Origin of the sequence: Micromonospora sp. NPDC005686 (genome assembly GCF_042871665.1) — a bacterium.
In the GTDB taxonomy this organism is placed as follows: domain Bacteria; phylum Actinomycetota; class Actinomycetes; order Mycobacteriales; family Micromonosporaceae; genus Micromonospora.
The window spans coordinates 56,050-80,091 of sequence record NZ_JBIAIY010000004.1 but is presented as its reverse complement, the minus strand read 5'-3'; the positions used below and the strand labels follow the sequence as shown (position 1 = coordinate 80,091).

Below are 24,042 nucleotides of genomic sequence, written 5' to 3'. Positions count from 1 at the left end.
CGGAACCGTCAGAACAAACGGCCATCAGCCGCCGGACAGACGCACCCGCAACGCGTCCGCGACCATCCGCTCACTGCGCTGCTCGGTGGCGTACGCGAGGCGTACCGCCTTCTCCGCGTTCGTCAGCGCCTCGGCCCGGCGACCGCAGGCGTCGAGCGCCTCGGCCAGCACCAGCCGCGCCACCACCTGGCTGCGCACGTCCTCGGCGGGCGCGCCGATCGACCGCTGGGCCCAGTCGAGCGCCTGCTCGCGCTGGCCGTGGGCGAGTAGCGCGGCGGCGTACCGGGCCATCGTCTGCCGCCGGGAGAACAGCAGCGAGGGCGCGTTCGCCGCGCCGGTGGCGACCGGGGCGAGCAGTCCCACGGCGGTGCCCGGATCACCCGCCGCGAGCCGGGCCATGGCGAGCAGCACGCGCGGCGCGACCTGGGCCGGCGCCTGCGGGTTGTGCGGCTCCACCCGGGTCAGCACCGACCGTGCGTCCCGCTCGGCGGTCTCGTGGTCGCCCATGTCCAGTGCCACGAAGCCGCGCAGCGTGCCGGCCATGCCGGTGAGCAGCGGATGGGTGGTCCGGTCGGCGTACCCGAGCGCGTCGGTGAGCAGGTCGGCCGCGTGTTCCGGCTCGCCCAGCCCGCGCGCCACCACCCCGCGCACCACCAGCGCGAAGCCCTGCCCCCAGTCGTCGCCGACCTCGGCGAAGTCCCGGTACGCGCGGCGCGCGGCCCGGTCCGCCTCGGCCAACTCGCCCAGTTCGGCGGTGGCGTACGCCTCGACCGCGCGCAGCGTGCCCACCGCCCACGCCTCGCCGACGCGCTCCCCGAACGGCAGGAACACCCGCGCCATCCGGCACGCCTCCCGCAGCCGGCCCGCGAGCAGCCGGGCGAACGCTGTGGTGCCGCGCAGCCAGGCCCGCCCGTACGGATCCTTCAGCTCGGCGAACAGCCGGGCGGCCCGGCCGAGCACCGCGTCCGTGCCGGCGAAGTCGCCCCGGGTGGTGGTCACCCAGGCCAGATTCTGCAACGACCACGCCTGCCCGCGGGGATCCCGCGCGGCGAGACTGACCTGATACGACGCGGCCAGCCGGCTGCTCGCCTGCCCGAGCCGGCCCGCGATGAAGTCGGCCATGCCGAGCCGCCGCATCGCCGAGGCCCGCAGGATGGGCAGGTCGGCGTCGGTGGCCACCTGCAACGCCTCCTGCCAGTTACCCTCGGCCCGCTCGGCGTCACCGAGGGTCTGCTGGGCCTGCCCGGCGAGCAGCAGCGCGGCGGTCCGGGTGGCCGGGTCGGCGGTGTTCGCGGCGATCTTCTCGGCGAACGCGAGCGCGTCGGCCGGGCGGCCGATCTGGAGCAGTGCCCGGGCGTGCGTAACCCGATCGGCCGCCGGCACCCCGTCGCGGGCCAGCTCGGCGGCGCGCTCGGCGTACTCGACGGCCAGCGCCGGCTCCCCCGACCGCAGCGACCGGCGGGCGGCCCGGCCCAGCGCGGCCACGCCCAGCGGGGCGACCGCCCGGGCCGGCGCGTCCGGGCGCAGCTTGACCGCGTCGGCGAGTGCCGTGGCCCGCTCCACGTGCTCGGCGACGAAGTCGTCCCGGGCGGCCTCGGTGAAGGCGCCACCCGGAGCGGCGCCGGTCTCGTCGACGCTCTCCGGCGCGGCCCAGCGGGCCAGCACCGCGTGCCGCTCGGCCAGTTCGGCCTTGCTCACCCCGGCGTACACGGCCTCCCGCATCAGCGGGGTGGCGAAGGCGAACCCGCTGCGGGTGCGGTGCAGCATGCGCCGTTGCAGCAGTTCCTCCACCGCCCGGTCCTCCTCGACGGCGGCCACCGCGGCGGGCCGCCCGTCGCGTCCGACCCGCTGCTCCCGCAACGCCTCCAGCGCGCCCGCCGGCACGATGTCGCCCACCACAGCGGCGTCGCGCAGCGCCGAGCGGGCGCTCGGCGGCAGCGCGTCGATACGCGCCGCGAGCACCGCGGCCAGGTCACGGGAGAGCAGCCGGCTGCCGAGCGAGCCGGGGGCGAGTCGCCAGCCGACGTCATCGCCCCGGCCGGGCCCGGCGGTGAGCGCTCCGCGCTCCATCAGCAACGTGACCAGTTCGGCCAGGTAGAACGGGTTGCCCTGCGCGGTGGCGAGCAGCCGGTCCGCGTCGGCCTGTGGCATGCGGCCACCGGACAGATAGCTGGTGAGCAGCCGGGAGGCGTCCGCGCCTCGCAGCGGCGGCAGCGCGTGCACCTCGGCGTCCGCGACGCGGGTCAGCGCACCGGCGGTGCGTACCAGCTCGGGGCGGCCGAGCAGCAGCACCAGCACCGGCCCGCTGAGCCGGTTGAGGGTCAGCGCCAGCGCCTTGAGCGTCTCGGCGGTGGCGTCGTGCAGATCGTCCACCACGATCACCAGCGGCGCCTCACCGGCGAGCGCGCTGAGCAGGTCGGCCACCGCCGTCGGCACTGCCTCGTCGTCAGGTGGCGGCCCGGCCGCGTTCCACTCGCCGTTCTCGGCGGCGGGCGGGAGTTCGGCGTACCCGAGCAGGGCCAGGAGCTGGTCCACGGCGATCGGCGGCGCGTCGCCGGGCAGCCGGGACAGGCGCTGGCCGAGGCGGCGCAGCCGCTCCTCGACGGCCGCCCGCGTCACCGCCGTGGCCGCGTCACCGGGCAGGCCGACGGCGGCCCGGACCAGATCGGCCAGCGGCGCCAGCCGGCGGCGTTCGCCGAACGCCGCGCAGTGCACCGACAGCACCCGGGCGCCGGTGTGCGCCGCGTACCGCCCGGCACCGACGTCGTAGCCGGCGGCGAGGCGTTCCACCTCGGCCGCGAACCGGGACTTGCCGATCCCGGCCTCGGCGGTCATCAGCAGCACCCGCGGCTCGCCTCGGTCGATCACCTCGGCGAGCCGGCCGGCGACCCGGCCGATCTCGGTCTCCCGGCCCACGAACGGCGCCTCGTCGCCGAGACCGGACCGGGTGCCGGGCGCGTCGAGCAGACCCAGCAGCTCGTACGCCTCGACCGGCTCCCGCTTGCCCTTGAGCCGCAGCGGGCGCAGCGTCCGCCAGGAGGCGACGTGCCGGGTGGCGGCGGAGGTGCGGGCCCCGGCGTAGACCGCGCCGACCGCGGCGGCGTCGGCCAGCCGGGCGGCGGTGTTCACCGTGTCGCCGATGACCGTGTACTCGATCGCCGCCTGGATGCCCGCGATCACGTCCCCGGTGTTGAGGCCGACGCGCAGGCCGAGCGGCGCACCGCCGCCGCGCTCGTCGTCGAGCACCCGCCGCACCGCGCGCTGCATGGACAGCGCGGCGCGGACCGCCCGCTCGGCGTCGTCCTCGTGCGCGACCGGGGCGCCGAAAACCGCCATGATCCCGTCGCCGGTGAGCTTGTCGACGTGCCCGCCGAACGTCTTGACCGCACCTGCCAGCGCGGCGAGCACCCGATCGGTGACCGCGCCGACCCGTTCCGGGTCCAGGTCCTCCGACCAGGAGGTGAAGTCGGACAGGTCGCCGAAGAGCACGGTCACCACGCGGCGCTCGGCGGCGGGCAGCGTGGCGGCGGCCGGCAGCGCCGCCCCGCAGTTGTGGCAGAACCGCGCCCCGGGCACGGCTACGGTTCCGCACACCGGGCAGGTCACGGCTGCTCCACTCCGAGGTGTTCGAGCTGGGCCCGGACCGACCACTCGGCGGCCCACCACAGCGACCTGTCGACGTCGGCGTAGACCACGGCGACCACCTCGGCCGCGGTGGTGGCGCCCGCGGCGACCGCGGCGCGCACCTGGTCCAGCCGGGCCCGACGGTGGGCCAGGTAGAAGTCGGCCGCCACACCGCAGTCGGCGAGCGCCGGGCCGTGGCCCGGCAGCGCCGGGATCTCCCGGTACGCGGAGAGCAGCTCCAGGCTCGACAGGTAGTCGCCGAGGTGCCCGTCCGGATGAGCGACCACTGTGGTGCCCCGGCCGAGGATGGTGTCACCGGTCAGCACGACGCGCTCGCCGTCGTGCGCGGCGAGCAGGCAGACCGAGTCGGCGGTGTGCCCGGGGGTGGGCAGCAGCCGCAGGTCCAGCCCCAGGTCGAGGGTGGTGTCGGCGGTCAGCGGCTCGCCTCCGGCGGTGTGCGCCGGGTCGGCGGCGAGCACCGGCACGCCGTCGAGCAGTTCACGCAGCCGGGGCGCGCCCTCGGTGTGGTCCGCGTGCCCGTGCGTGATCAGCACGAGCCCGACCGGCCCCTGCGCCGCGATAGCGGCCAGATGACCCTCGTCGGCCGGCCCGGGGTCGACCACGACGGCCGGCGCGTCCGGCCCGGCCCGCAGCACCCACGTGTTCGTCCCGTCGAGCGTCATCGGCCCCGGGTTCGGCGCACGCAGCAACGTCACCCACGCCGGCAGCTCCTCCGCGAGCGCCCCCGCGGCCCCGGCCATCCGACCACCCATGGCTGCGATCGTACGACTCCGCCCGCCGCTCCCCGCGATCTTGCAGCACCGGCCCGAACTTTGTCCCCGTCTGGGGCTTCTGCCGGGGCGGCAACCGCAAGATCGCGAGCGAGAGACGGCTGGGTTACGCGACCTCGACGATGACCTCTACCTCTACCGGGGCGTCGAGGGGAAGCTCGGCTACGCCTACGGCGCTGCGGGCGTGGCGGCCGGCCTCGCCGAACACGGCGCCGAACAGGTCGGAGGCACCGTTGATCACGCCGGGCTGCCCGGTGTAGCCCGGTGCGCTGGCCACGAAGCCGGTCAGCTTCACGACCTTCACCACGTTCTCCAGGCCGACCAGCGCGTCGATGGCGGCGAGCGCGTTGAGCGCGCACCGCTGCGCCAGGTCCTTCGCCTGCTCGGCCGAGACGCCGTTGCCGACCTTCCCGGTGGCGAGCAGCTTGCCCTCGGCCATCGGCAACTGGCCGGAGACGTAGACGTGCTGACCGGACTGGACGGCCGGCACGTAGCTGGCCACCGGCGGCACCACCTCGGGCAGTTCGAGGCCGAGCTCGGCGAGCTTCGCGTGGGGTCCGTTGCTCATCCGGGTCAGCCCTTCGGGCGCTTCAGGTACGCGACGAGCTGCTCCGGGTTCGGGCCGGGGACCACGGAGACCAGTTCCCAGCCGTCCTCGCCCCAGTTGTCGAGGATCTGCTTGGTCGCGTGGACCAGCAGCGGCACCGTGGCGTATTCCCACTTCTGCATCGGAGGAGGGCTCCCTTGCCTGACTTGGACTTCGGTCAGGCACAGCCTACGGTCCGCCGTCGTCACCAGGACGCGGGACGCGGCTCCGGCGGCAGTGGCGGTTCGCCGCACGGGCCCTCGTGCTCGAAGGGCTGCGGACACCGGCTGCGGCCGGGCAGCAGCAGGTCGCAGAAGACCCGGTGCCTGTTGTTCTGGTCGTCGGCGGTGGAGACGGTGGTCTCGCCCGCGTCCAGCTCCACCAGGAAGCCGAGCGAGGTCGCCACGGTTCCGGCGAGCGCGGTGGCCGCCGCCAGATCGGACACCCGGACCGGCAGGTGGATGACGTAGCCGGGCTCGTCCTCGTCCCGCCCTCTCCCGCCGGGGCGCGGAAGCGTCCGGACCACCTCGACCGGAAGGCCGTAGGACCGCTCGTTGAACTGCAGCTCCGCCTCCCCCGGCCGGCCAGCCCGGTCACCGGGAAACTGGGCTCGGGGACTGTTCTCCGCGTCGCGCATCCGTCGCCTCCGGGCGTCGTACCTGTTCACCAAATCCGCCATTCGGCTCGGAACCGTCCCCGGTCCGGCTCTCCGCGTCGGGACGAACGTAGAGCCTCCGACAACTACCGGCAACGGGACGCGCACTCCTCGTTACGTCGAGTCACATTTACGACACAAGGCTGGTCGGGAAGGCGATAGCCGGTTTCCGTCCGATGGGGCGTGTACGCGGGGCTGGCAACCGCCTCGCCGACCGCTACCCTTCCGGACTGGACGCGCGCCGACGCGCGCCCGCACACCTCGACCCGTGCCCGTCGCCTGGGGCGGCGACGGGAGCCGCAACCCGGGGGAGACAGATGACCCAACCGCCCGCCGGTGGCGACACCGGCACGCCCGGCGACCCGAATCCGCAACCGCCGCCCACCGGCGGTGCGCCGCCGGGATCCCCTCCCACAGCCGGTCCGCCGGCGTACCCGTCCGGCACCCAGCCGCGCAAGCGGCCGGCCGCGCTGATCGCCTCGCTGGTGCTGGCCGCCGCGGTCCTGCTCTGCGGCGGTGGGGGCACGGCCGCGTTCCTCGCGCTGCGCGACAGCGAGGACGGCCAGGGCGCGAAGGAGCCGCAGGTCGCGGTGGACGGCTTCCTCAAGGCCGTCTACCAGGAGCGCGACGCCGAGAAGGCGGCCACGTTCGTCTGCTCGGCGGCCCGCGACGACGAGAAGATCAGCACCAAGGTCGCCGAGGTGCAGAAGTACGTCGCGCAGTACCAGAACCCCCGGTTCCGCTGGCCCACCCCGACCGTCGACAACCAGACCGGCGACCGGGCCACCGTCTCCGCCAAGGTGACCATGACCACCGCCGACGAGAAGGTCGCCGAGCAGGCGCTGCGCTTCACGGTGGTGCGGAAGACGGGTTGGTGGGTCTGCGAGGTGGGCTGATCCCACCGGCCGGACAGGGCTGGTCCCAACGGCTGGTTAGGCTCGACGGGTGGCAGCGAGTGAGCAGCCGGCCGAGTCCGCCGGCAGATGGCCGGCCCGCCTGCACGTGGTGACCGGCAAGGGCGGCACGGGTAAGACGAGCGTGGCCGCCGCGCTGGCCCTCGGCCTGGCCGCCGAGGGCCGGCGCACCCTGCTGGTCGAGGTGGAGGGCCGGCAGGGCATCGCCCAGCTCTTCGGCACCGACCCGCTGCCGTACGAGGAACGGCACCTCGCCGACGCGCCCGGCGGCGGTGAGGTGCGGGCGCTGGCGGTCGACGCCGAGGAGGCGCTCCTCGAATACCTGGACATGTTCTACAAGCTCGGCGCGGCCGGCCGGGCGCTGCGCAAGCTCGGCGCGATCGACTTCGCCACCACGATCGCGCCGGGCCTGCGCGACGTGCTGCTCACCGGGAAGGTCAAAGAGGCGACCACCCGGACCAGCGGGTCGCGCCGGACGTATGACGCGGTGGTGCTGGACGCGCCGCCGACCGGACGGATCGGCCGCTTCCTCAACGTGACGGCGGAGACCGCCCGGCTGGCGAAGGTCGGCCCGATCAAGACCCAGAGCGACAGTGTCTCCGCGCTGCTCCGGTCGCCGATGACCGCCGTGCACGTGGTCACGCTGCTGGAGGAGATGCCGATCCAGGAGACGCTCGACGCGGTCGCGGAGCTGACTCAGCTCGGTTTCCCGGTCGGCCGGGTGATCGTGAACGGCGTGCGCCCACCGGTGCCGGCCGGACGGGCGGTGACAGCGGCCGAGCTGAAGCGCGGGCTGGCCGCCGCCGGCCTGCCGACCGACGGCCCGACCGTGGCCGGGCTCGTCGAGGAGGCTCGTGACCAGCAGGTACGCCGTGAGCTGGAGGACTCGCTCCGCGGTGACCTGGTGGATCTCGGCCTGCCCCTGGTCGAGTTGCCGCTGCTGCCCGAGGGGGTCGACCGGGCCGGGCTGGAGACGCTCGCCGAGGCCCTCGTCCGGGCGGATTGACTCACACCTGCGGCCGGCACGGAGCAGAGTGCCCCTCGGGACCGATACGCTCGATTGGTGCCTTCCGAAGACACGGCGCCTCCGCTCGACGTCGACCAGATCCTCGCCGACAACGGCGTACGGATCGTGGTCTGCTGCGGGGCGGGCGGAGTGGGCAAGACGACCACCGCGGCGGCGCTGGCGTTGCGAGCGGCCGAGCGGCACGGCCGGCGGACGGTGGTGCTCACCATCGACCCGGCCCGCCGGCTGGCGCAGTCGCTCGGCCTGACCGAGCTGGACAACACACCCCGCCAGGTCAAGGGCATCGACGTCGAGGCCAGCGGCGGCGAACTGCACGCCATGATGCTCGACATGAAGCGCACGTTCGACGACGTGGTGCTCCAGCACACCGACCCGGCGAAGGCGGCGGAGATCTTCGCCAACCCCTTCTACCAGGCCATGAGTTCCACCTTCGCCGGCACGCAGGAATACATGGCGATGGAGAAGCTGGGCCAGTTGCACGCCCGGGGCGAGTGGGACCTGATCGTGCTGGACACGCCGCCGTCGCGGTCCGCGCTCGACTTCCTGGACGCGCCGGCCCGGCTGTCCCGGTTCCTCGACGGCCGGATGCTGCGGCTGCTGCTGGCTCCGGCGCGCAGCGGCGGACGGAGCATGTTCAGCCTGGTCACGGCGAGCTTCGGGATGTTCTCGAGGGTGGTGCAGAAGGTGATCGGCGCCCAACTGCTCACCGACCTGTCCGGCTTCGTGGCCGCCCTCGACTCGATGTTCGGCGGGTTCCGGCAGCGCGCCGAGCAGACGTACCGGATCCTGCAGGCCCGGGAGACGGCGTTCCTGCTGGTCGCGACGCCGGAGCCGGACGCGGTCCGGGAGGCCGCCTACTTCGCCGGCCGCCTGCGGTCCGAACGGATGCCGCTGGCCGGGCTGGTGCTCAACCGGGTGCACCGGCCGGCGTCGGACCTGTCCGCGGCGGAGAGCCTGGCCGCTGCGGAGCGGCTGGCCGGCACGGGCGGGCACGAGGGCACCGTCGGGGTGTTGCGCGCGCACGCCGCGCTGGCCCAGCAGGCGGCACGCGAGGAGCAGGTGGCGACCCGGTTCACCGAGGCGTTCCCGGCGGTGCCGGCGGTGTCGGTGACCGCGCAGCCCGCCGACGTGCACGACGTCGACGGGCTGCGGACGATCGGCGAGGCGATCAGCCGGAGCTGACCGGTGCGGTCAGGTGGCCGTGGTGACCAGGACCTTGTCCTTGCCGGCCTTCTCCTTGGCGTTCTTCTTCATCGCCGCCTCGAACATCTTGCGCCAGCTGGTCACCTGCGGGTGACGGCGCAGCAACGCCCGGCGCTCGCGCTCGGTCATGCCACCCCACACGCCGAACTCGATCCGGTTGTCGAGCGCGTCGGCCAGGCACTCGTACCGAACTGGGCAGCTCCGGCAGATCCTCTTCGCCACGTTCTGTTCGGCGCCCTGTACGAACAACGCGTCCGGGTCTCCGTTCTGACACGCCGCCAGTGACGGCCAGTCAGTGATCATGCCCATCTGTACACGTCCCCCCTTGCAGTACCTACCGACTTCGCGCGAGCAGCCCTCGTACATCCCCGACCGTTCGCGCCAGCCTCCCCAGGGAGGCACGAACGACACCTGGCTGCGGTTACGGCCACCATCATGCTGTGTAGTCGCCCGATTACGCAACGTTGTCGGCGAAATCCATCATTCCGGACACTCCCGGCTTCCCGGGCTTTCGCCCCGCGACTACCCGGCCCGACTACGGGAAAACGCTGCGCCGCTCCCGGAGTTCGGCGAGACTTCCGCCGGGTCTCACGCAACCTCGGACCAGGGCTCGTGCGTTTAGCACAACGAGGCCGGCGCATGCAGGAAATGGGGAAAGTTCCCCGCGCGCCCGCCGTTCCCTGCTCGCGTACCCTGTCGAGGTGACCTGGATGCGGAAACGTGACCACAACGTGCTGACCAACGCCGCATCGCTGCTGATCTGCGGCCTACTGGCCGGAGTGGTGGTCGCTGCGGCGGCCTTCCCCGTGGCGGCGATGTCCGGACTGGCCGCCAAGGCGGGCGCGGAGACGTTCGAGGCGCTGCCCAAGGAACTGACCGTCGCCCGGGCTCCGCAGATCACCAAGCTGCTCGCCGCGGACGGCAAGACGGTGCTGGCCACGATGTACGACGAGAACCGCAAGGACGTCAAGTTCGAGGACATCTCGGAGCCCATGAAGAAGGCCATCATCGCGGCCGAGGACCACGACTTCTACAAGCACAACGGCGTGGACATAAACGGTGTGGCGCGGGCCTTCGTCAACAACCAGGCCGCCGGCTCCTCCCGGCAGGGCGCGTCGACGCTCACCATGCAGTACGTCCGGCTGGCCATCTCCTACTCGGCCACCCACCCGGCCGACGTCGTCGCCGCGACCGAGGACACCAGCGGCCGCAAGCTGCGCGAGATGAGCCTGGCGCTCCAGGTCGACAAGGAACTCTCCAAGGACGAGATCCTCCGGCGCTACCTCAACATCGCCGCGTTCGGCAACGGCGCGTACGGCATCTGGGCGGCCAGCCAGGTCTACTTCAACAAGCCGCCGAGCAAGCTCGACATCCAGGAGTCGGCGATGCTCGCCGGCATGGTGAAGGCCCCCACCGCGTTCGACCCGACCACCAAGGCGGGCTACCCGGAGGCGGTCGGCCGGCGCGACTACGTCATCGCCAACATGGTGCAGACCGGCGCGATCACCCAGCAGGAGGCGGACGCCGCCAAGAAGATCAAGCTCGAGGTCAAGGGCAAGCGCACCCCGAACGGCTGCACCCAGACCACGACCCGCTCGTGGGGCTTCTTCTGCGACTACCTCTACCGCTGGTGGCTCCAGCAGGAGACGTTCGGCGCCACCTCGTACGACCGGGAGCGGCGGCTCAAGAGCGGCGGCTACACCATCATCTCCACGCTGGACGTCCAGGCGCAGAAGGGCGCCGACAAGGCCGTCCGCAACAAGCTGGGCGAGAGCAGCAAGGCGGCCCGCATGGTGGCCGCTGTCGAGCCGGGCACCGGCCGGGTGCGCGCCGTGGCCGTGAACCGGAACTTCAAGCTCGACGACCCGTCCGACCCGCAGAACAAGATCTCCAGCGACCCGAAGAAGGCCCAGAAGAAGATCCGGGGCAACTACCCCAACACGGTGAACCCGCTGGTCACCGGCGGTCCCGGCATCGCCGGCTACCAGGCCGGCTCGACCTTCAAGATCTTCACCCTGGTGGCCGCGCTGGAGAAGGGCTACCCGCTCAGCTACCCCATCAACGCGAAGCCGGTCTTCGAGTCCGACTACCCGGTCGAGTTCAACTCGCCGGCCGCCTGCCCGGGCACCAGCAAGTACTGCCCGAAGAACGCCAACCCGGCGATGGCCGGCATGCACAACATGTGGAGCGGCTTCGGCTTCTCGGTGAACACCTTCTTCATCGACCTGCAGCAGCGGGTCGGCGCGGAGAACGTGGTGAAGGCGGCACAGAAGCTCGGCATCACGTTCCGCTCGTCGAAAGACGCGCAGCTCGCCGCCAACCCGCACCAGTGGGGCGCGTTCAGCCTCGGCGTCTCCCAGACCACGCCGCTGGAGCTGGCGAACGCGTACGCCACGCTCGCCGCGGACGGCAAGTACTGCGAGCCGATCCCGGTGCAGGAGATCCGCGGCCCGGACGGCGACAAGCTGGACGTCGCCAACCCCCGCTGCGAGCAGCGGATCAGCACCGAGGTGGCCCGCGCCGCCGTGGACGCCGCCCGCTGCCCGGTCGGTGACCGCTCGTCCACCACCAAGTGCGGCACCGCCACCGCCGGCAACGTCCGCAACATCGTCAACGCGCCGGTGGCCGGCAAGTCCGGCACCACCGACTCCGACCGCACCTCGGCGCTGGTCGCGATGACCAAGCAGTACGCGGTGGCCGGCATCATGGCCGACCCGGACTGGCCGCAGACCAACCAGAAGATGGGCCACGACGAGACGCCCCAGGGCATCAACCCGGCGGTCTACCAGACGCTGCGCGACGCCATGAAGGGCAAGGAGCGGAAGAACTTCACCCCGCCCAGCGGCAAGATCGTCCTGGGTGACCAGCGTTCGATCCCGGGCGTGAAGTGCGAGTCGATCGAGACCGCGAAGTCCCGGCTGAAGGGTGCCGGCTTCGAGCCGGTGGTCTCCAGCAACAAGGTGGCGTCGGAGTGCCCGGCCGGCACCGCGGCCGGCACCAGCCCGGACGGACGCACCATCAAGGGTGGCGTGGTGATGATCGAGGTCAGCTCCGGCCAGGGCGGCACCCCGGAGCAGGGCGGCACCGCGACACCGGACCGGCCGGGTGGCCCCGGCGGACCGGGTAACGGCGGCCGTCCGGGACGACCGCCGAACTGACAGCCGACAGACGACGGTCACCTCCCCATCCGTGGGGAGGTGGCCGTCGTCTGTCTACGGGATCAGAGACCGAGCTGGCGGCGTACCTCGGCGGCCACCCGGCCCCCCTCGGCCCGGCCGGCCACCGCGGCCTGGGCGGCCTTCATGGCCGGGCCCATCTGCGCCTTGCCGGTGAAGCCGTCCGCGGCGAGCGCCCCCGAGACCAACTCGGCCAACTCCTCGTCGGAGAGCTGCCTGGGCAGGTAGCGCTCCAGCACCTCACCCTCGGCGGTCTCCTTGCCGGCCTGCTCGGTGCGCCCGGCGTCGGCGAACGCCACCGCCGCCTCCCGGCGCTTCTTCGCCTCCTTGGTCAGCACGGCGAGCACCTCGTCGTCGCTGAGCTCGCGCTTTACCCGGCCGGCGACCTCGGCGTTGCCCACGGCGGCCAGGGCCATCCGCAGCGTGGAGGTGGTCAGCTCGTCGCGCGCCTTGAGAGCGGCGCGCATGTCGGCGGTGAGACGGTCCTTCAGCGTGCTCATGGACGGTGAAACTACCCTGAACGTCATGCGAAAGCGCACACTATTCCGGCTCGCGGCCGGAACCGTCGCCGCCGGCGCGGCCACCCTGGCGTACGCGTCGCTCATCGAGCGCAACATGTTCACCCTCCGCCGGTACGACGTACCGGTGCTCCCGACCGACGCCGAACCGCTGCGGGTGCTGCACCTGTCCGACCTGCACATGACGCCCGGCCAGCGCCGCAAGCAGGACTGGGTGGCCTCGCTGGCCGCGCTCGACCCCGACCTGGTCGTGGTCACCGGCGACAACATGGCGCACCCGGCGTCGGTGCCGGGCGTGCTGCGCGCCCTGCAACCGCTGCTCGACCTGCCCGGCGCGTTCGTCTTCGGCTCCAACGACTACACCGGTCCGGTCTTCAAGAACCCCTTCACCTACTTCCTGCCCGACCGGGAGTACACCGAGGGCGTGCCGCTGCCGTACGAGGAGCTGCGCGACATCCTCACCGGCGCGGGCTGGGCCGACCTGAACAACGCCCGCACCACGCTCAAGGCCGGCGGGCGGGCGATCGAACTCGTCGGCGTCGACGATCCGCACATCGAGCGAGACGACTACGACGCCGTGGCCGGACCGGTCAGCGGCGACGCGGCGCTGTCGATCGCGGTGTCCCACTCCCCCGAGCCCATGGTGCTGGACCGGATGGCGGCCGACGGCTTCGGTCTGCTGCTCGCCGGGCACACCCACGGCGGCCAGGTCTGCGTGCCCGGGTACGGCGCCCTGGTGACCAACTGCGGGCTGCCCCGCTCGATGGCGCGCGGACTGCACCGCTGGCCCGGCTCGGACTCCTGGCTGCACGTCTCCGCCGGCCTCGGCACCCACCCCACCGCCCCGGTCCGCTTCGCCTGCCCCCCCGAGGCCAGCATCCTCACCCTGATCCCCCGCTGACCGCCCTCCCCCGGCGGATCTTGGTACGTGCCGCCCTCCAGGGGCCGTTACATACCGAGATCTGCCGGGTCCGCGGGGGGCGGGGGTACCGAGTTTGACCGTGCGGGCGGGTGGGCTACTATTTGTCGGCACGCCTCGGGGTGTGGCGCAGCTTGGTAGCGCGCTTCGTTCGGGACGAAGAGGTCGTCGGTTCGAATCCGGCCACCCCGACCAGAGGTAAGAGGGCACATCCGGTCACCGGATGTGCCCTCTGCGTTTCGCCAGGCCCCGGTCACCGTCGCAGTAGGATCCCGGCATGCCACGGCCGGTCGTCCTCGACCTCTTCCACACCCTGGTCCACGGCGCCGACGACGAGCGGGACCGGGTGGTCGGCGAGATGGCGCTCGTCGTCGGGGTGGATCCGGCGGCGCTCGTCGCCGCGTACCACGCGACCTGGCGGGACCGCCTGGTCCGGTGGGACGTGGAGGAGACCGTCCGCATCCTCGCCGGGCGCCTCGGGGGTGCGCCGACTGACGAGCAGGTGGCCCAGGCCGCGGCACACCGCCGCGCGCTCGCCCGTCGCGTGCTGGGCCGCGTCTCGCCCGCCACGCTGGACGTGCTCGACGCACTGCGCGAGCGTGGGCACCGGCTGGCGCTGATCAGCAACGCCACCTCGGAGACGGCCGAGGCGTGGGCGGACGCCCCGCTGGCCCGGCGCTTCGACGTCGCGGTCTTCTCCTGCGCCGTCGGGCTGGCCAAGCCGGACCCGGCGATCTACCGCACCGCCGCGCAGCGGCTGGGCGTCGCGCCCGCCGACTGCGTGTACGTGGGCGACGGCGCGGACGGCGAGCTGGCCGGCGCGGCGGCGGTCGGCATGACGGTGCTCCGGACGACCGAACACCAGGACACCGATCCGGGCTGGATCGGAACCGTGATCGCGAACCTCCGTGAGGTGCTCGCCCACGTGAAGCAGCCGGCCTCGATCGAATAGATCGACAGGACTGCGCGAAGCCACCCCGCCACGCGCGGTTGACCCTGCCCCCTGGCAAAGTATGCGCATGCCGCCGATGATCCGATCCCGACTCACCGATTGGACCACCGTCGCGCCCCTGGTCGCCGTGCTCGTGCTCGTGATGACCTGGGGACGGGAGTTGCCCGGCCCGCTCATCCCTGTGGTAGCTGCCCTGCTCGCGGCGGCCGTACTGGCGGCGGTGCACCACGCCGAGGTGGTCGCGCACAAGGTCGGTGAACCGTACGGGTCACTCGTGCTCGCGGTGGCTGTCACCGTGATCGAAGTCGGTCTGATCGTCACACTGATGATCAGCGGTGGCGACAAGACGCAGGCGCTGGCCCGGGACACGGTCTTCGCCGCCGTCATGATCACCTGCAACGGCATCCTCGGCCTGTCGCTGCTGCTCGGCGCGCTACGCCGGCAGGTGGCGGTGTTCAATCCGGAGGGCACCGGCGGGGCGCTCGCCACGGTGGCCACGCTCGCCACCCTCAGCATGGTGGTGCCGACGTTCACCACGAGCCGGCCCGGGCCGGAGTTCTCCCCCGCGCAGCTCGCCTTCGCGGCCGTCGCCTCGCTGGCGCTCTACCTGCTGTTCGTCATGGTGCAGACCGGCCGGCACCGCGACTACTTCCTCCCGGTCACGCAGGAGGGCAGCATCCTCGCCGAGGACAAGACCGGCGACGGGCACGCCGAACCGCCGTCCACGCGTACCGCGCTGGCCAGCCTGGCCCTGCTCGTGGTGGCGCTCGTAGCGGTGGTCGGCGACGCGAAGACGATCTCCCCGGCGATCGAGACGGCGGTCAGCGCCGCCAACCTGCCGCAGGCGTTCGTCGGCGTGGTCATCGCGCTGCTGGTGCTGCTGCCGGAGACGCTCGCCGCCGCCCGGGCGGCACGGCGGGACCGGGTGCAGATCAGCCTCAATCTCGCTCTCGGCTCGGCCATGGCCAGCATCGGCCTGACCATCCCGGCCATCGCGATCGCCTCGATCTGGCTGGACGGGCCGTTGATGCTGGGCCTGGGCGGCACCCAGATGACGCTGCTGGCGCTGACCGCGGTGACCGCCGTGCTCACCGTCGTGCCGGGCCGGGCGACGGTGCTCCAGGGCGGGGTGCACCTGGTGCTGCTAGCCGCGTTCGTCTTCCTGGCCGCCAGCCCGTAAAGACCGTCAGTCGTGCGTCTCCGTGCGCGCCACCTCGGCGAACGCGGCGGTCAGGTACTCGGCGAACGGGCGCCCGGTGACCGCCAGCAGGTCGGCCACGAGCAGCGGCGCGTGCCGGGCGATCGCCGCCGGGCCGGGCGGATTCTCGTCGTCGCCGGGGTCGTAGACGCCGAGCGCGCCGGCCAGCAGCACCAGCAGCACGTGTGGGTCGACGTCGGGCCACCACGGCGCCGCCGACCGGACGCACTGTTCCAGCACCTGCCGTACGTCGTCGCCGTCCAGCCCGTCCGGATGCCCCTCCTCCAGCAGCAGCCGGACCACGCCACCGAGCACCAGCCCGGCCCGGTCGGCGGCGGCCAGCCGCTCGACGGACGGGGCGTACGCCTCGGCGTCGCGGGCCTGCGCGGCGGTCACCGCGTCGGTGGCCGTCTCGGCGATCTCGCGGGCCGGTGCGGGCAGGTGCCGCCAGGTCGTCGTCACCGAGCCAGCATGGCAGAGCACGTGTGCTCGCTCACCTTCCGGCCCGGCGACCGCTCGCGTAAGGGGTAAACGGGTCGCGGTAGTCGTACCCGCCGAACAGAATCCCCGCATGCTGCGCCGCGCCCTCCCCGCCCGTCCCGAAGCCCGCCGGATCCTGCTCGGCACGCTCTTCTCCGCTGTCGGGCGCGGCCTCACCCTGCCGTTCCTGTTCATCTACCTCACCGACGTACGCGGTCTGACCGACACCCGGGCCGGGCTGGTGATCGGCTGGTTCGGCGCGGTCACGCTGGCTCTCTCGCCGCTGGCCGGCACGTTCATCGACCGGTTCGGCGCGCGCCGGGTGGTGTTGCCCTGCCTGGTGATCGAGGCGATCGGCACCGGCTCGCTGGCGCTGGTCGACTCGACGGCCTCGGCGTTCGGCGTGATGACGCTCGTCGCCATCGGCAGCTCGGCGATCTGGGCCGGGCAGAACACCATCCTCGCGTCGCTGACCGACGACGGCGAGCGGCAACGCGTCTTCGGGCTCAACTTCGCGCTGCTCAATCTCGGTATCGGCACCGGCGGCCTGATCTCCGGCGCGGTGATCGACGTGGCCCGTCCGATCACCTTCGAGGTGATCTACCTGCTGGACGCGGTGAGCTACCTGACGCCCGCGCTGATCCTGCTGAGCCTGCCGCACGTCGGGCGCCGGCCGCCCGTGGCGACGGACGCGAAGGCTGACGGCCGGAGCACCGGCGGCTACCTGACGGTGCTGCGGGACCGGCCGTTCCGCCGCCTGGTCATCTTCGGCCTGGTGCTCACCACCTGCGGGTACGCGCAGATCGAGGTGGGCTTCGCGGCGTACTCGGTACGGGTGGTCGAGGTGACGCCCCGGGTGGTGGCGTGGGCGCTGGCCGCGAACACCGTGATGATCGTGCTCTCGCAGCTGCTGGTGATCCGGCGGCTGGAGGGGCGCAGCCGTACCCGTGCACTCGCCACTGTGGGCGCGGTCTTCGCCGGCGCCTGGCTGGTGCTCGGCGCGGCGGGCGTGGTGGGCGGCGGCAACGCGGCGCTCGCGGCGCTCGGCGTGGTGGCCTGCTCGGCGATCTTCGGGTTCGGCGAGACGATGCTGTCGCCGGTCATGCCCGCGCTCACGAACGCGCTCGCCACCGACGAGCTGCGCGGCCGGTACAACGCGATGAGCTCGATGATCTTCGGGATCAGCGGGGTGGTCGGCCCGGTCACCGCCGGACCGCTGATCGGCGCGGCGAACGGGCGGGTGTGGGTCGCTGTCGTGGTGGGCGGCTGCCTGGCCGCCTCGGTGCTCGCGCTGTCGCTGCGTCCGCTGCTCACCGCCGCGCAGGACGGCCGCCCGACGGCCGCCGCGACGCCGGAGCCCGAGCCCGCGCGGGCGACCTGACACGAAGCCGGCGGCCTGCGACGAAGCGCGCAGCCTGACACGAACGGGCCCCGGAGCGTCGCTCCGGGGCCCGTCGGCGGTGCGGTCGGCCGTCAGCCGGCGGCGACCTCGGTGGTCGTGCGGATCCGGTCCAGCGCCGGCGGGGAGACCGGCGACTTCTCGGTCAGGTACGCGGTGAAGGCGTCCAGGTCGATCTGGCCGGTCACCGCGTTGGTGCCGCCGGTCAGGACGCTGAAGCCGTCGCCGCCACCGGCGAGGAAGTTGTTCACGGTGACCCGGTAGGTGGCGGTGTCCGTCACCGGGGTGCCGTTGATGGTGAGGCTGCCCCGGACCACCCGGGTGCCGGCGCACGGCGTGCCGGCCGGCGCGGTGGTGCCGTTGACGTCCACGACGTAGTTGACGGTCGAGGACGCGTAGAGCACGCGCGCCACTGTGAACTGCTGCTCCAGCATGCAGTAGAGCTGCGCGCCGGTCAGGTCCAGCGTCACCAGGTTGTTGGCGAACGGCTGCACGGTGAACGCCTCGGCGTAGGTGACCGGGCCGGCGTCGAGGTCGGCGCGTACGCCACCGGGGTTCATGAACGCGGCGACCGCGTTCTGCTCGGTGTCCGTGGCGGCGAGCTGGGCGTCGGCGATCAGGTTGCCCAGCGGCGACTCACCGGTCTGGTACGTCGGCTTCCCGTTGGCGTCGACCCCGGTCTGGTACAGGTTCTCCGGGGTCTTGGTGATCACGGCGGTGGTCTCGCCGACCACCCGGTCGGCCACCGGGCCGAGCGCGGTCTTGTACCTGTTGATCAGGTCGGTCGAGGGCCGGTCCGGCTTCACGTCCCGGGTGACCACCACGTTGTTCGCGGACGCGCTCACCACGTCGCGGGTGCGCGGGTCGATCTTCAGGTCGATCTGGGTGACCAGGCGGCCGAACGAGCTGGCGCTGGTGACCAGCTTGCCGTTGATGTTGCAGTTGTACGCGGCGTGGGTGTGCCCGCTGACGATCACGTCGATGGACGGGTCCATCCGGTTGGCGATGTCGACGATCGGGCCGCTGAAACCGGTGCAGTCGTTGATGCCGCCGCCGTTCTGCACACCGCCCTCGTGCACCAGCACGACGATGCTCTTGACCCCGAGCAGGCGCAGGATCTTGGCGTACTTGTTGGCGGTGTCGGCCTCGTCGGTGAACCGCAGGCCGGCGACGCCCTGCTGGCTCACGATGTTCGGGGTGCCCTCCAGGGTCATCCCGATGAACCCGATCGGGACACCCTTGACGATCTTGATGCCGAACGGCTGCATCAGCGGCAGGCCGGTGGAGGTCTTGAACGCGTTCGCCGAGAGGTACGTGAACTTGGCGCCGCCGAACGGCGTGCCGTCGGCGCAGCCGTCGACCGGGTGGCAGCCGCCGCGCTGCATGCGCAGCAGCTCGGCCGCGCCCTCGTCGAACTCGTGGTTGCCGACGCTCGCGAACTCCAGCCCGGCGAGGTTCATCTCCTCGATGGTGGGCTCGTCGTGGAACGCGGCGGACAGCAGCGGCGAGGCGCCGATCAGGTCACCGGCGGCGACGGTCACGGTGCCCTTGCCCTGCTGCTTCGCGGCGGCGCGCATCGACTTCAGGTGGCTGGCCAGGTATTCCGCGCCACCGGCCGGCTGACCGTCGATGGTGCCGCTGGACCCGGTCGGCGGCTCCAGGTTGCCGTGGAAGTCGTTGAGCGCGAGCAACTGGACGTCGACCGGCTTCGGGCGGGCCTCGGCCTGGTCGGGGGTGACGGCGACCGCGGTGAACGCGGTCGCGGCGAGTGCGGCCAGGCCGACGGCGGCCCGGCGTCGCATCCCGGTGACGGACATGGAACTCCTCGTGAGATGCAGGTATGTGGCGTCCGGACGATGGTTCGCCCGGCGACCCTGATCCGTGCCGTGACAGGTGTCGATCGCGGAGAGCGGTACTCGGGGGAATGCCACCCCGCCGGGGTAGCTTCTCATCCACCGGCCGCCAGGTCGAACGGGGCGGCATCAGGAATCGTCGTTGTCTCCGGCGACGGGTACCGGCCTGCGGGACGAGTCGGACATGACGGTCAGGTGAAATTCCGCGCGGCGCACGCTGTCGACGCCGGCCGTCGTCGAAGGCGCCGGCCCCCAGGGACAGGGAGCCGGCGCCGACGCTCATGTCACGCGGAATTCCTTGCGCTGGCAACCGTCCTCGCCCGAATCACCACCTGCCGGACACCCATCGTCGACCGAACGGTCGTTCATCTCCGACGGCCCGGCATATCCGGCACACTGTCCGAACTCGACTGACGCCCCGGAGGGCCGGTCCGGCCGCCCGCTGTAGGCGGCACCGACGAGCCCGCGCAACGCGGACCGGGTCCACCGCCCGGCGACCCCCGGCCGGCCCGCCAGGTAGCCGACAGTGCGTGCGGCGTCCCATCCGTGCGCCTCGCGCAGCCCGCGCGCCAGCAGGCCGAGGTAGACCGGGGCGGGCCGGGTCCAGGGCACCTCCACCGCCCGGTGCGGCGCGGTGAACGTGAGCATCGGCAGGCCCTCGTGGACACCGACGCGCAGCAGCGTCTCGTAGCGGCCCGGCCCGAGCCTCGCCCGCCCGGTCTCGACCGCCACGCGGATCCCGGCCAGGTCGGCGCCGAGTGACCGGTACATCTCCTGCGCGGCGATGTCCGCGAACTGCTCGACGGTCACCAGGTAGCCGCGCGCCGCCGCCCGGCCGGGCAACAGCGGGTCGTAGAACGCCATGCCGCCGGTCCAGGCCCGCGACTCCCCGGCGAAGTAGACGCCGCCGGGGATCAGCACCGGGACCGTCCGGCGCGGTGGGCGGCGGTCCCGGCAGCCGGGGTACGTGCGCAGCCCGCCGGGTGGACACCCGCCACGCAGATACCAGTCGAGCCGTGCGGCGTGCAGATTGGACCCGTACGCGACGTACCAGAGCATCGGCGTCAGAACCAGCAGGTACGCCCGGCTGCGTGGCTGACCTGGACGGTGTGCGTCACGCAGCCGCCGTCGGCGATCAGGTGCAGCAGGAAGGCGGTCGGCTCGGCGACGAAGCCCGGCTCCTCGTCGTCGGTCATGGTGAGGCTCACCTGGACCCAGGTGCTCGGCGCGGTGGTCAGCACCGTACCGGCGAAGGCGCTCGTCACGTGGCGGTGCAGGTGCCCCGAGGCGACGCGTACGACATGGGGGTGCCGGGCGACCACGGCGGCGAGCGCGTCGGCGTCGGCGAGGCCCACGGCGTCCATGCCGGGTGCGCCCACCGCGACCGGCGGATGGTGCAGGCACACGACGGCGGGCACGTCGGTACGCCCGGCGAGCACCCCGTCGAGCCAGGCGAGCTGCTCGTCGCCGAGCCGCCCGCCGGGGCTGCCCGGGGTGAGCGAGTCGAGCACCACGAGCGTCGCGTCCGGCAGGTCGACGTGGTAGTGCGCCGAGAAGCCACCGGCCAGATAGGGGGTGCCGCCGAACGTGTCGAGCAGCGACTCGCGGTCGTCGTGGTTGCCGGTCGCCAGGTGCACCGGCAGCGGGAACGCGCCGACGATCTCGCGCAGCGCGAGGTATTCGTCCGGGCGGCCGTTGGCGGTGAGGTCACCGGTGATCACCACGCAGTCGGGCCGGGGCCGCAGGGCGAGCACCGCGCCGAGCGCCCGGTGCAACCCGGACGCCGGGTCGGCCGCGAGCGGGCCGGTGGTCACGTGCGGGTCGCTGAGCTGGGCGATGAGCATCGGTGCGCCTCCTCGGGTGCCCGGGCCCTCACGTTATCGCCGCGCGCCTGCTCGCGCAGGCCCGATTCCGCCCACAGGCTGCGTCCACAGCCTGTGGATAGCACATGTGTACGAGGGTCGGTGGCAGTTGCGCTGAGTACCCTTGATCGCGACCCGACCCCCCTCCGAGCAGGAACGACGTGGATCACGAGCGAGTCCTCCGCGACGTCACGGTGCGCCTCCCCACGGCGTCCACCGTCCCGGAGGCGTGCCAGTGGACCGTCGCCGCGCTCGCCCGGCACACCCCGGCGACCGCCACCGTCCTGCTCCGCGTCCGCGACCATCTGCGCTGTGTCGCCGCCACCGGCGCCTGGCAGGTCTTCTCGCACGTGCCGGCGACCGCCGACGGCACCCCGCCGGGCCGCCACCGGCCCGAACCGTCGGTGGTGCGGCGGGTCTACGCCTCCGGGCTCACCGCCGCCGTGCCCGACGTCGGCGCCGACCCCGACTACCTCGAGGTCCGCCCGGACGTCATCGCCGAACTCTGCGTGCCGGTACGCGACCCGGACGGCCGTCCGATCGGGGTGCTCGACCTCCAGTGGAGCGAGCCGGTCGTGCTCGCGGCGTGGCGGGAGACCGCCGAACTGGTGGCCGACCGCCTCGGCGGGCGGATCGCCGCGCTGGGCGGGCCACCGGCCGAGAGCCGGAGCGAGAAGCTGCTCCGGCACGCCGCCGCGTTCACCGCCGCGCCGACCGACTGGGACCTGATGACCGCCGCGCTCGCCGCGGCCCGGGACGTGTCGGCGCTCTCCGCCGCCGTGCTGGTGCTCACCGGCCGGCAGGGCCCGCGCCTCGGCGCGCCCACCGACACGCCTGGCGAGTTGGAGGCGAGGATCCGGGCCGAGCTGGACGAGGCCGGACCGGCCGCGCTCGACCGCATGATCGACCGGGCCCACCGGTACGGCTCGGCGTACACGCTGGGTGAGGCGGGCCATCCGCCCACCGAGGAGTACCTGCCGCTGACCCGGGCCGGCGCGCGCACGCTGGTGGCGGTGCCGGTCGGCACACCGGCCGCCGGTGGCGTGCTGCTGGTCGCCGACGAGCAGCGCCTGCGTCCCGATCCGACCACAGTCAACCTGATCGAGCTGCTCGCCGGGCAGGCGTGGACCTGCCTGGACCGGTTGCGTACGCTCGCCCGGCTCCGCGAGCAGGCCAACTCGGACCCGCTCACCGGGCTGCGCCACACCGGCCCGTTCGGGAAGCGGATCGCCACCGCCATGCCGGGGCGGACCGCGCTGCTGGCGATCGACGTGGACGGGTTCAAGGACGTCAACGACACGTACGGCCACCAGGCCGGCGACCGGCTGCTGGTGGGCCTGGCCCGCGCGCTGGAGGGCGCGCTGCGCCAGGGCGACGAGCTGTACCGGACCGGCGGCGACGAGTTCGTGGCGGTGATCGAGGTGAGCCGCCCGGAGGAGGCGGTCCGGATCGCCGAACGGCTCACCGAGGCGGCCCGCCGCACCGGCCGGACGATCAGCGTCGGCGTGGCCCTGCCGCGACCCGGCGAGTCCCCGGAACGCACCCTGCACCGAGCCGACCAGGCCCTGTACGCCGTGAAGCGCCACGGCCGGGACGGCGTCCACCTCTCCGCCGCCTGACAACGCATAGACATATGTAAATCACTCGGATATCGTCCGTCGGACACGTGTCAACCTCTCGACCCCCCTGGGAGAGGACATGATCGATACGCGACGTCGGTTCGGCACCGCCACCGCGATCCTGCTCGTTGCCGCAGCGATCGGCACCGCGCCGAACAGCGCCCAGGCCGCACCGGCCGACGACGTCACGGCCGCCGTACGACACAGGCTGCTCGACAGAGCCGCGGTCGCGGCCGACCAGGAGATCCGCGCCGCCGGTGCGGAGGACACCCGGGTGAGCGTCACCCGCCGCGACGGCCGGGCCTGGGCCTTCGGCACCGCGGTGCTCGTCGCCCCGCAGAAGGAAGGGCTGTACCCGTCCGGCTGGATCTTCATCGCCCGCTGGCAGCGCGGCGACTGGCAGGTCGCCCTGGAGGGCGAGGCCACCTTCGCCGACCTGGCCGCGGCAGCTCCAGCGTCCGTCCTCGCCCACGCGGAGCGGGACGCCTTCACCACCCTCGGCACGCTTTCCGCCGACGGGGACTACCGCACCGGCATGCGCCTGCCGTTCGCCCTCGGCCAGTCGTGGACCCTCAGGGGCGGCCCGCACGGCTGGTCCGGCTCCCCGCGACCGTTCAGCTCGATCGACCTGGTCGGCGGTGACCAGCGAGTGCTGGCCGTGCGCGCCGGCACCGCGTACACGATGTGCAAGGGCTGGGTCCGGGTGGTCCACGACCGGGGCTACACCACCGACTACTACCACCTCTGGAACAACATCGACGTCGACGGGGCGTCGGTCAGCGCGGGCACCTACCTCGGCGACACCGGTACCGACATCACCTGCGGCGGCTCCGCCAGCAGCCGACACGTGCACCTGGGCCTCCGGCAGAACAGCGCGTACGTGGCGATCGCCACCCACAACCTGGGCAAGTGGGTGCCGAGAGAGGGCAGCACGGCCTACGAGGGGTACGCGCTGCACGGCTCGAAACGCGCCAACGTCGGCGGATCGCTGTACAACTACGGGGCGCTCGGCTTCACCGAGGGCATCGTCGACAGCTACGGTGGCACGTCGGTCAGCCGGCGGTCCGGGCCGGGCACCGGGTACGGGGTGGTCGGCTCGATCGCGGACGGCGCCACGGCAGCCGTCGCCTGCTCGTCGAGCGGCACCTCCGTGACCGGCCGCTGGGGCGCCAGCACGCTGTGGAACAAGCTCACCGACGGCACCTGGGTCCCCGACGCGTACCTGTACACCGGATCGGCCAAACCGGTGAACGGTTCGTGCTGACG

Annotated in this window: 21 protein-coding genes and 1 tRNA gene; 11 read left to right on the top strand and 11 right to left on the bottom strand. The window is 72.9% G+C overall.

The genetic code is table 11. From position 1 onward, the window contains the following. Nucleotides 1-24 precede the first annotated feature (24 nt). The 5 genes from ACFYON_RS10820 to ACFYON_RS10800 all read right to left on the bottom strand — a co-directional run bounded on the left by ACFYON_RS10820 (nucleotide 25) and on the right by ACFYON_RS10800 (nucleotide 5,638). Complete coding sequence (locus ACFYON_RS10820; protein WP_354869020.1) at nucleotides 25-3,606, bottom strand: adenylate/guanylate cyclase domain-containing protein; 3,582 nt, start codon at nucleotides 3,604-3,606, stop codon at nucleotides 25-27. Beyond that, the gene (locus tag ACFYON_RS10815) at nucleotides 3,603-4,397 is read right to left on the bottom strand and encodes an MBL fold metallo-hydrolase (protein ID WP_387188086.1); all 795 of its coding nucleotides are present in this window, start codon (nucleotides 4,395-4,397) and stop codon (nucleotides 3,603-3,605) included. Before ACFYON_RS10815 ends, ACFYON_RS10820 begins: the two co-directional genes overlap by 4 nt. A 124-nt stretch (nucleotides 4,398-4,521) precedes the next feature. Beyond that, nucleotides 4,522-4,983, bottom strand: a complete 462-nt coding sequence (locus ACFYON_RS10810) for a RidA family protein (RefSeq protein WP_354869022.1) — start codon at nucleotides 4,981-4,983, stop codon at nucleotides 4,522-4,524. Nucleotides 4,984-4,988: 5 nt separating this feature from the next. Next, a complete protein-coding gene (locus ACFYON_RS10805; RefSeq protein ID WP_013289021.1) occupies nucleotides 4,989-5,144 on the bottom strand; it encodes a DUF4177 domain-containing protein in 156 nt (51 codons plus the stop codon). Nucleotides 5,145-5,206: 62 nt separating this feature from the next. After that, nucleotides 5,207-5,638: a hypothetical protein gene (locus ACFYON_RS10800; RefSeq protein ID WP_354869186.1), complete on the bottom strand. Its 432-nt coding sequence runs from the start codon at nucleotides 5,636-5,638 to the stop codon at nucleotides 5,207-5,209. A gap of 335 nt (nucleotides 5,639-5,973) precedes the next feature. On the opposite strand from ACFYON_RS10800, the gene ACFYON_RS10795 reads away from it, so the two are divergent. The 3 genes from ACFYON_RS10795 to ACFYON_RS10785 are packed head-to-tail and all read left to right on the top strand — an operon-like array spanning nucleotide 5,974 to nucleotide 8,779. After that, entirely contained in the window at nucleotides 5,974-6,552 is a 579-nt protein-coding gene (locus tag ACFYON_RS10795) for a hypothetical protein (RefSeq protein WP_354869025.1), read from the top strand. A 49-nt stretch (nucleotides 6,553-6,601) separates the two neighbouring features. Then, nucleotides 6,602-7,576, top strand: coding sequence for an ArsA-related P-loop ATPase (locus tag ACFYON_RS10790; RefSeq protein ID WP_354869028.1), 975 nt, complete (start codon nucleotides 6,602-6,604; stop codon nucleotides 7,574-7,576). A gap of 54 nt (nucleotides 7,577-7,630) precedes the next feature. After that, a complete protein-coding gene (locus ACFYON_RS10785) occupies nucleotides 7,631-8,779 on the top strand; it encodes an ArsA-related P-loop ATPase (protein WP_354869031.1) in 1,149 nt (382 codons plus the stop codon). A 9-nt stretch (nucleotides 8,780-8,788) separates the two neighbouring features. Here the strand turns inward: ACFYON_RS10785 and ACFYON_RS10780 are convergent, their stop codons facing one another. Further along, nucleotides 8,789-9,109: a WhiB family transcriptional regulator gene (locus tag ACFYON_RS10780; RefSeq protein WP_043327856.1), complete on the bottom strand. Its 321-nt coding sequence runs from the start codon at nucleotides 9,107-9,109 to the stop codon at nucleotides 8,789-8,791. A gap of 401 nt (nucleotides 9,110-9,510) precedes the next feature. Between ACFYON_RS10780 and ACFYON_RS10775 the strand changes: the two genes are divergently transcribed. Beyond that, a complete protein-coding gene (locus ACFYON_RS10775) occupies nucleotides 9,511-11,958 on the top strand; it encodes a transglycosylase domain-containing protein (RefSeq protein WP_354869034.1) in 2,448 nt (815 codons plus the stop codon). Between the two features lie 62 nt (nucleotides 11,959-12,020). On the opposite strand, the gene ACFYON_RS10770 is transcribed toward ACFYON_RS10775, so the two are convergent. Further along, entirely contained in the window at nucleotides 12,021-12,476 is a 456-nt protein-coding gene (locus ACFYON_RS10770; RefSeq protein ID WP_354869036.1) for a GatB/YqeY domain-containing protein, read from the bottom strand. 25 nt (nucleotides 12,477-12,501) lie between these two features. On the opposite strand from ACFYON_RS10770, the gene ACFYON_RS10765 reads away from it, so the two are divergent. The 4 genes from ACFYON_RS10765 (at nucleotide 12,502) to ACFYON_RS10750 (ending at nucleotide 15,545) form a co-directional block, all read left to right on the top strand. Next, the gene (locus ACFYON_RS10765; RefSeq protein ID WP_354869039.1) at nucleotides 12,502-13,395 is read left to right on the top strand and encodes a metallophosphoesterase; all 894 of its coding nucleotides are present in this window, start codon (nucleotides 12,502-12,504) and stop codon (nucleotides 13,393-13,395) included. Nucleotides 13,396-13,531: 136 nt separating this feature from the next. Continuing rightward, nucleotides 13,532-13,608: transfer RNA gene (locus tag ACFYON_RS10760), tRNA-Pro, on the top strand. Between the two features lie 82 nt (nucleotides 13,609-13,690). Then, nucleotides 13,691-14,365: an HAD family hydrolase gene (locus ACFYON_RS10755; protein ID WP_354869041.1), complete on the top strand. Its 675-nt coding sequence runs from the start codon at nucleotides 13,691-13,693 to the stop codon at nucleotides 14,363-14,365. Nucleotides 14,366-14,441: 76 nt separating this feature from the next. Further along, entirely contained in the window at nucleotides 14,442-15,545 is a 1,104-nt protein-coding gene (locus ACFYON_RS10750; RefSeq protein WP_354869043.1) for an ionic transporter y4hA, read from the top strand. 6 nt (nucleotides 15,546-15,551) lie between these two features. Here the strand turns inward: ACFYON_RS10750 and ACFYON_RS10745 are convergent, their stop codons facing one another. Beyond that, a complete protein-coding gene (locus ACFYON_RS10745) occupies nucleotides 15,552-16,025 on the bottom strand; it encodes a hypothetical protein (protein WP_354869046.1) in 474 nt (157 codons plus the stop codon). A gap of 109 nt (nucleotides 16,026-16,134) precedes the next feature. On the opposite strand from ACFYON_RS10745, the gene ACFYON_RS10740 reads away from it, so the two are divergent. Next, complete coding sequence (locus tag ACFYON_RS10740; RefSeq protein WP_354869048.1) at nucleotides 16,135-17,424, top strand: MFS transporter; 1,290 nt, start codon at nucleotides 16,135-16,137, stop codon at nucleotides 17,422-17,424. 92 nt (nucleotides 17,425-17,516) lie between these two features. Here the strand turns inward: ACFYON_RS10740 and ACFYON_RS10735 are convergent, their stop codons facing one another. The 3 genes from ACFYON_RS10735 to ACFYON_RS10725 form a co-directional block, all read right to left on the bottom strand. Further along, entirely contained in the window at nucleotides 17,517-19,259 is a 1,743-nt protein-coding gene (locus tag ACFYON_RS10735; protein WP_354869050.1) for a bifunctional metallophosphatase/5'-nucleotidase, read from the bottom strand. Between the two features lie 315 nt (nucleotides 19,260-19,574). Beyond that, nucleotides 19,575-20,354 (bottom strand): histone deacetylase, encoded by a 780-nt coding sequence (locus ACFYON_RS10730; RefSeq protein ID WP_354869053.1) that lies wholly within the window; start codon nucleotides 20,352-20,354, stop codon nucleotides 19,575-19,577. A gap of 5 nt (nucleotides 20,355-20,359) precedes the next feature. After that, a complete protein-coding gene (locus ACFYON_RS10725) occupies nucleotides 20,360-21,139 on the bottom strand; it encodes a phosphodiesterase (protein WP_354869056.1) in 780 nt (259 codons plus the stop codon). A gap of 179 nt (nucleotides 21,140-21,318) precedes the next feature. Between ACFYON_RS10725 and ACFYON_RS10720 the strand changes: the two genes are divergently transcribed. Together ACFYON_RS10720 and ACFYON_RS10715 are read left to right on the top strand one after the other, a co-directional pair. After that, on the top strand, nucleotides 21,319-22,776 hold the full coding sequence (locus ACFYON_RS10720; RefSeq protein WP_354869059.1) for a diguanylate cyclase domain-containing protein: 1,458 nt from the start codon (nucleotides 21,319-21,321) through the stop codon (nucleotides 22,774-22,776). Between the two features lie 79 nt (nucleotides 22,777-22,855). Then, nucleotides 22,856-24,040, top strand: a complete 1,185-nt coding sequence (locus ACFYON_RS10715) for a peptidase M23 (protein WP_354869061.1) — start codon at nucleotides 22,856-22,858, stop codon at nucleotides 24,038-24,040. Nucleotides 24,041-24,042: the final 2 nt, after the last annotated feature.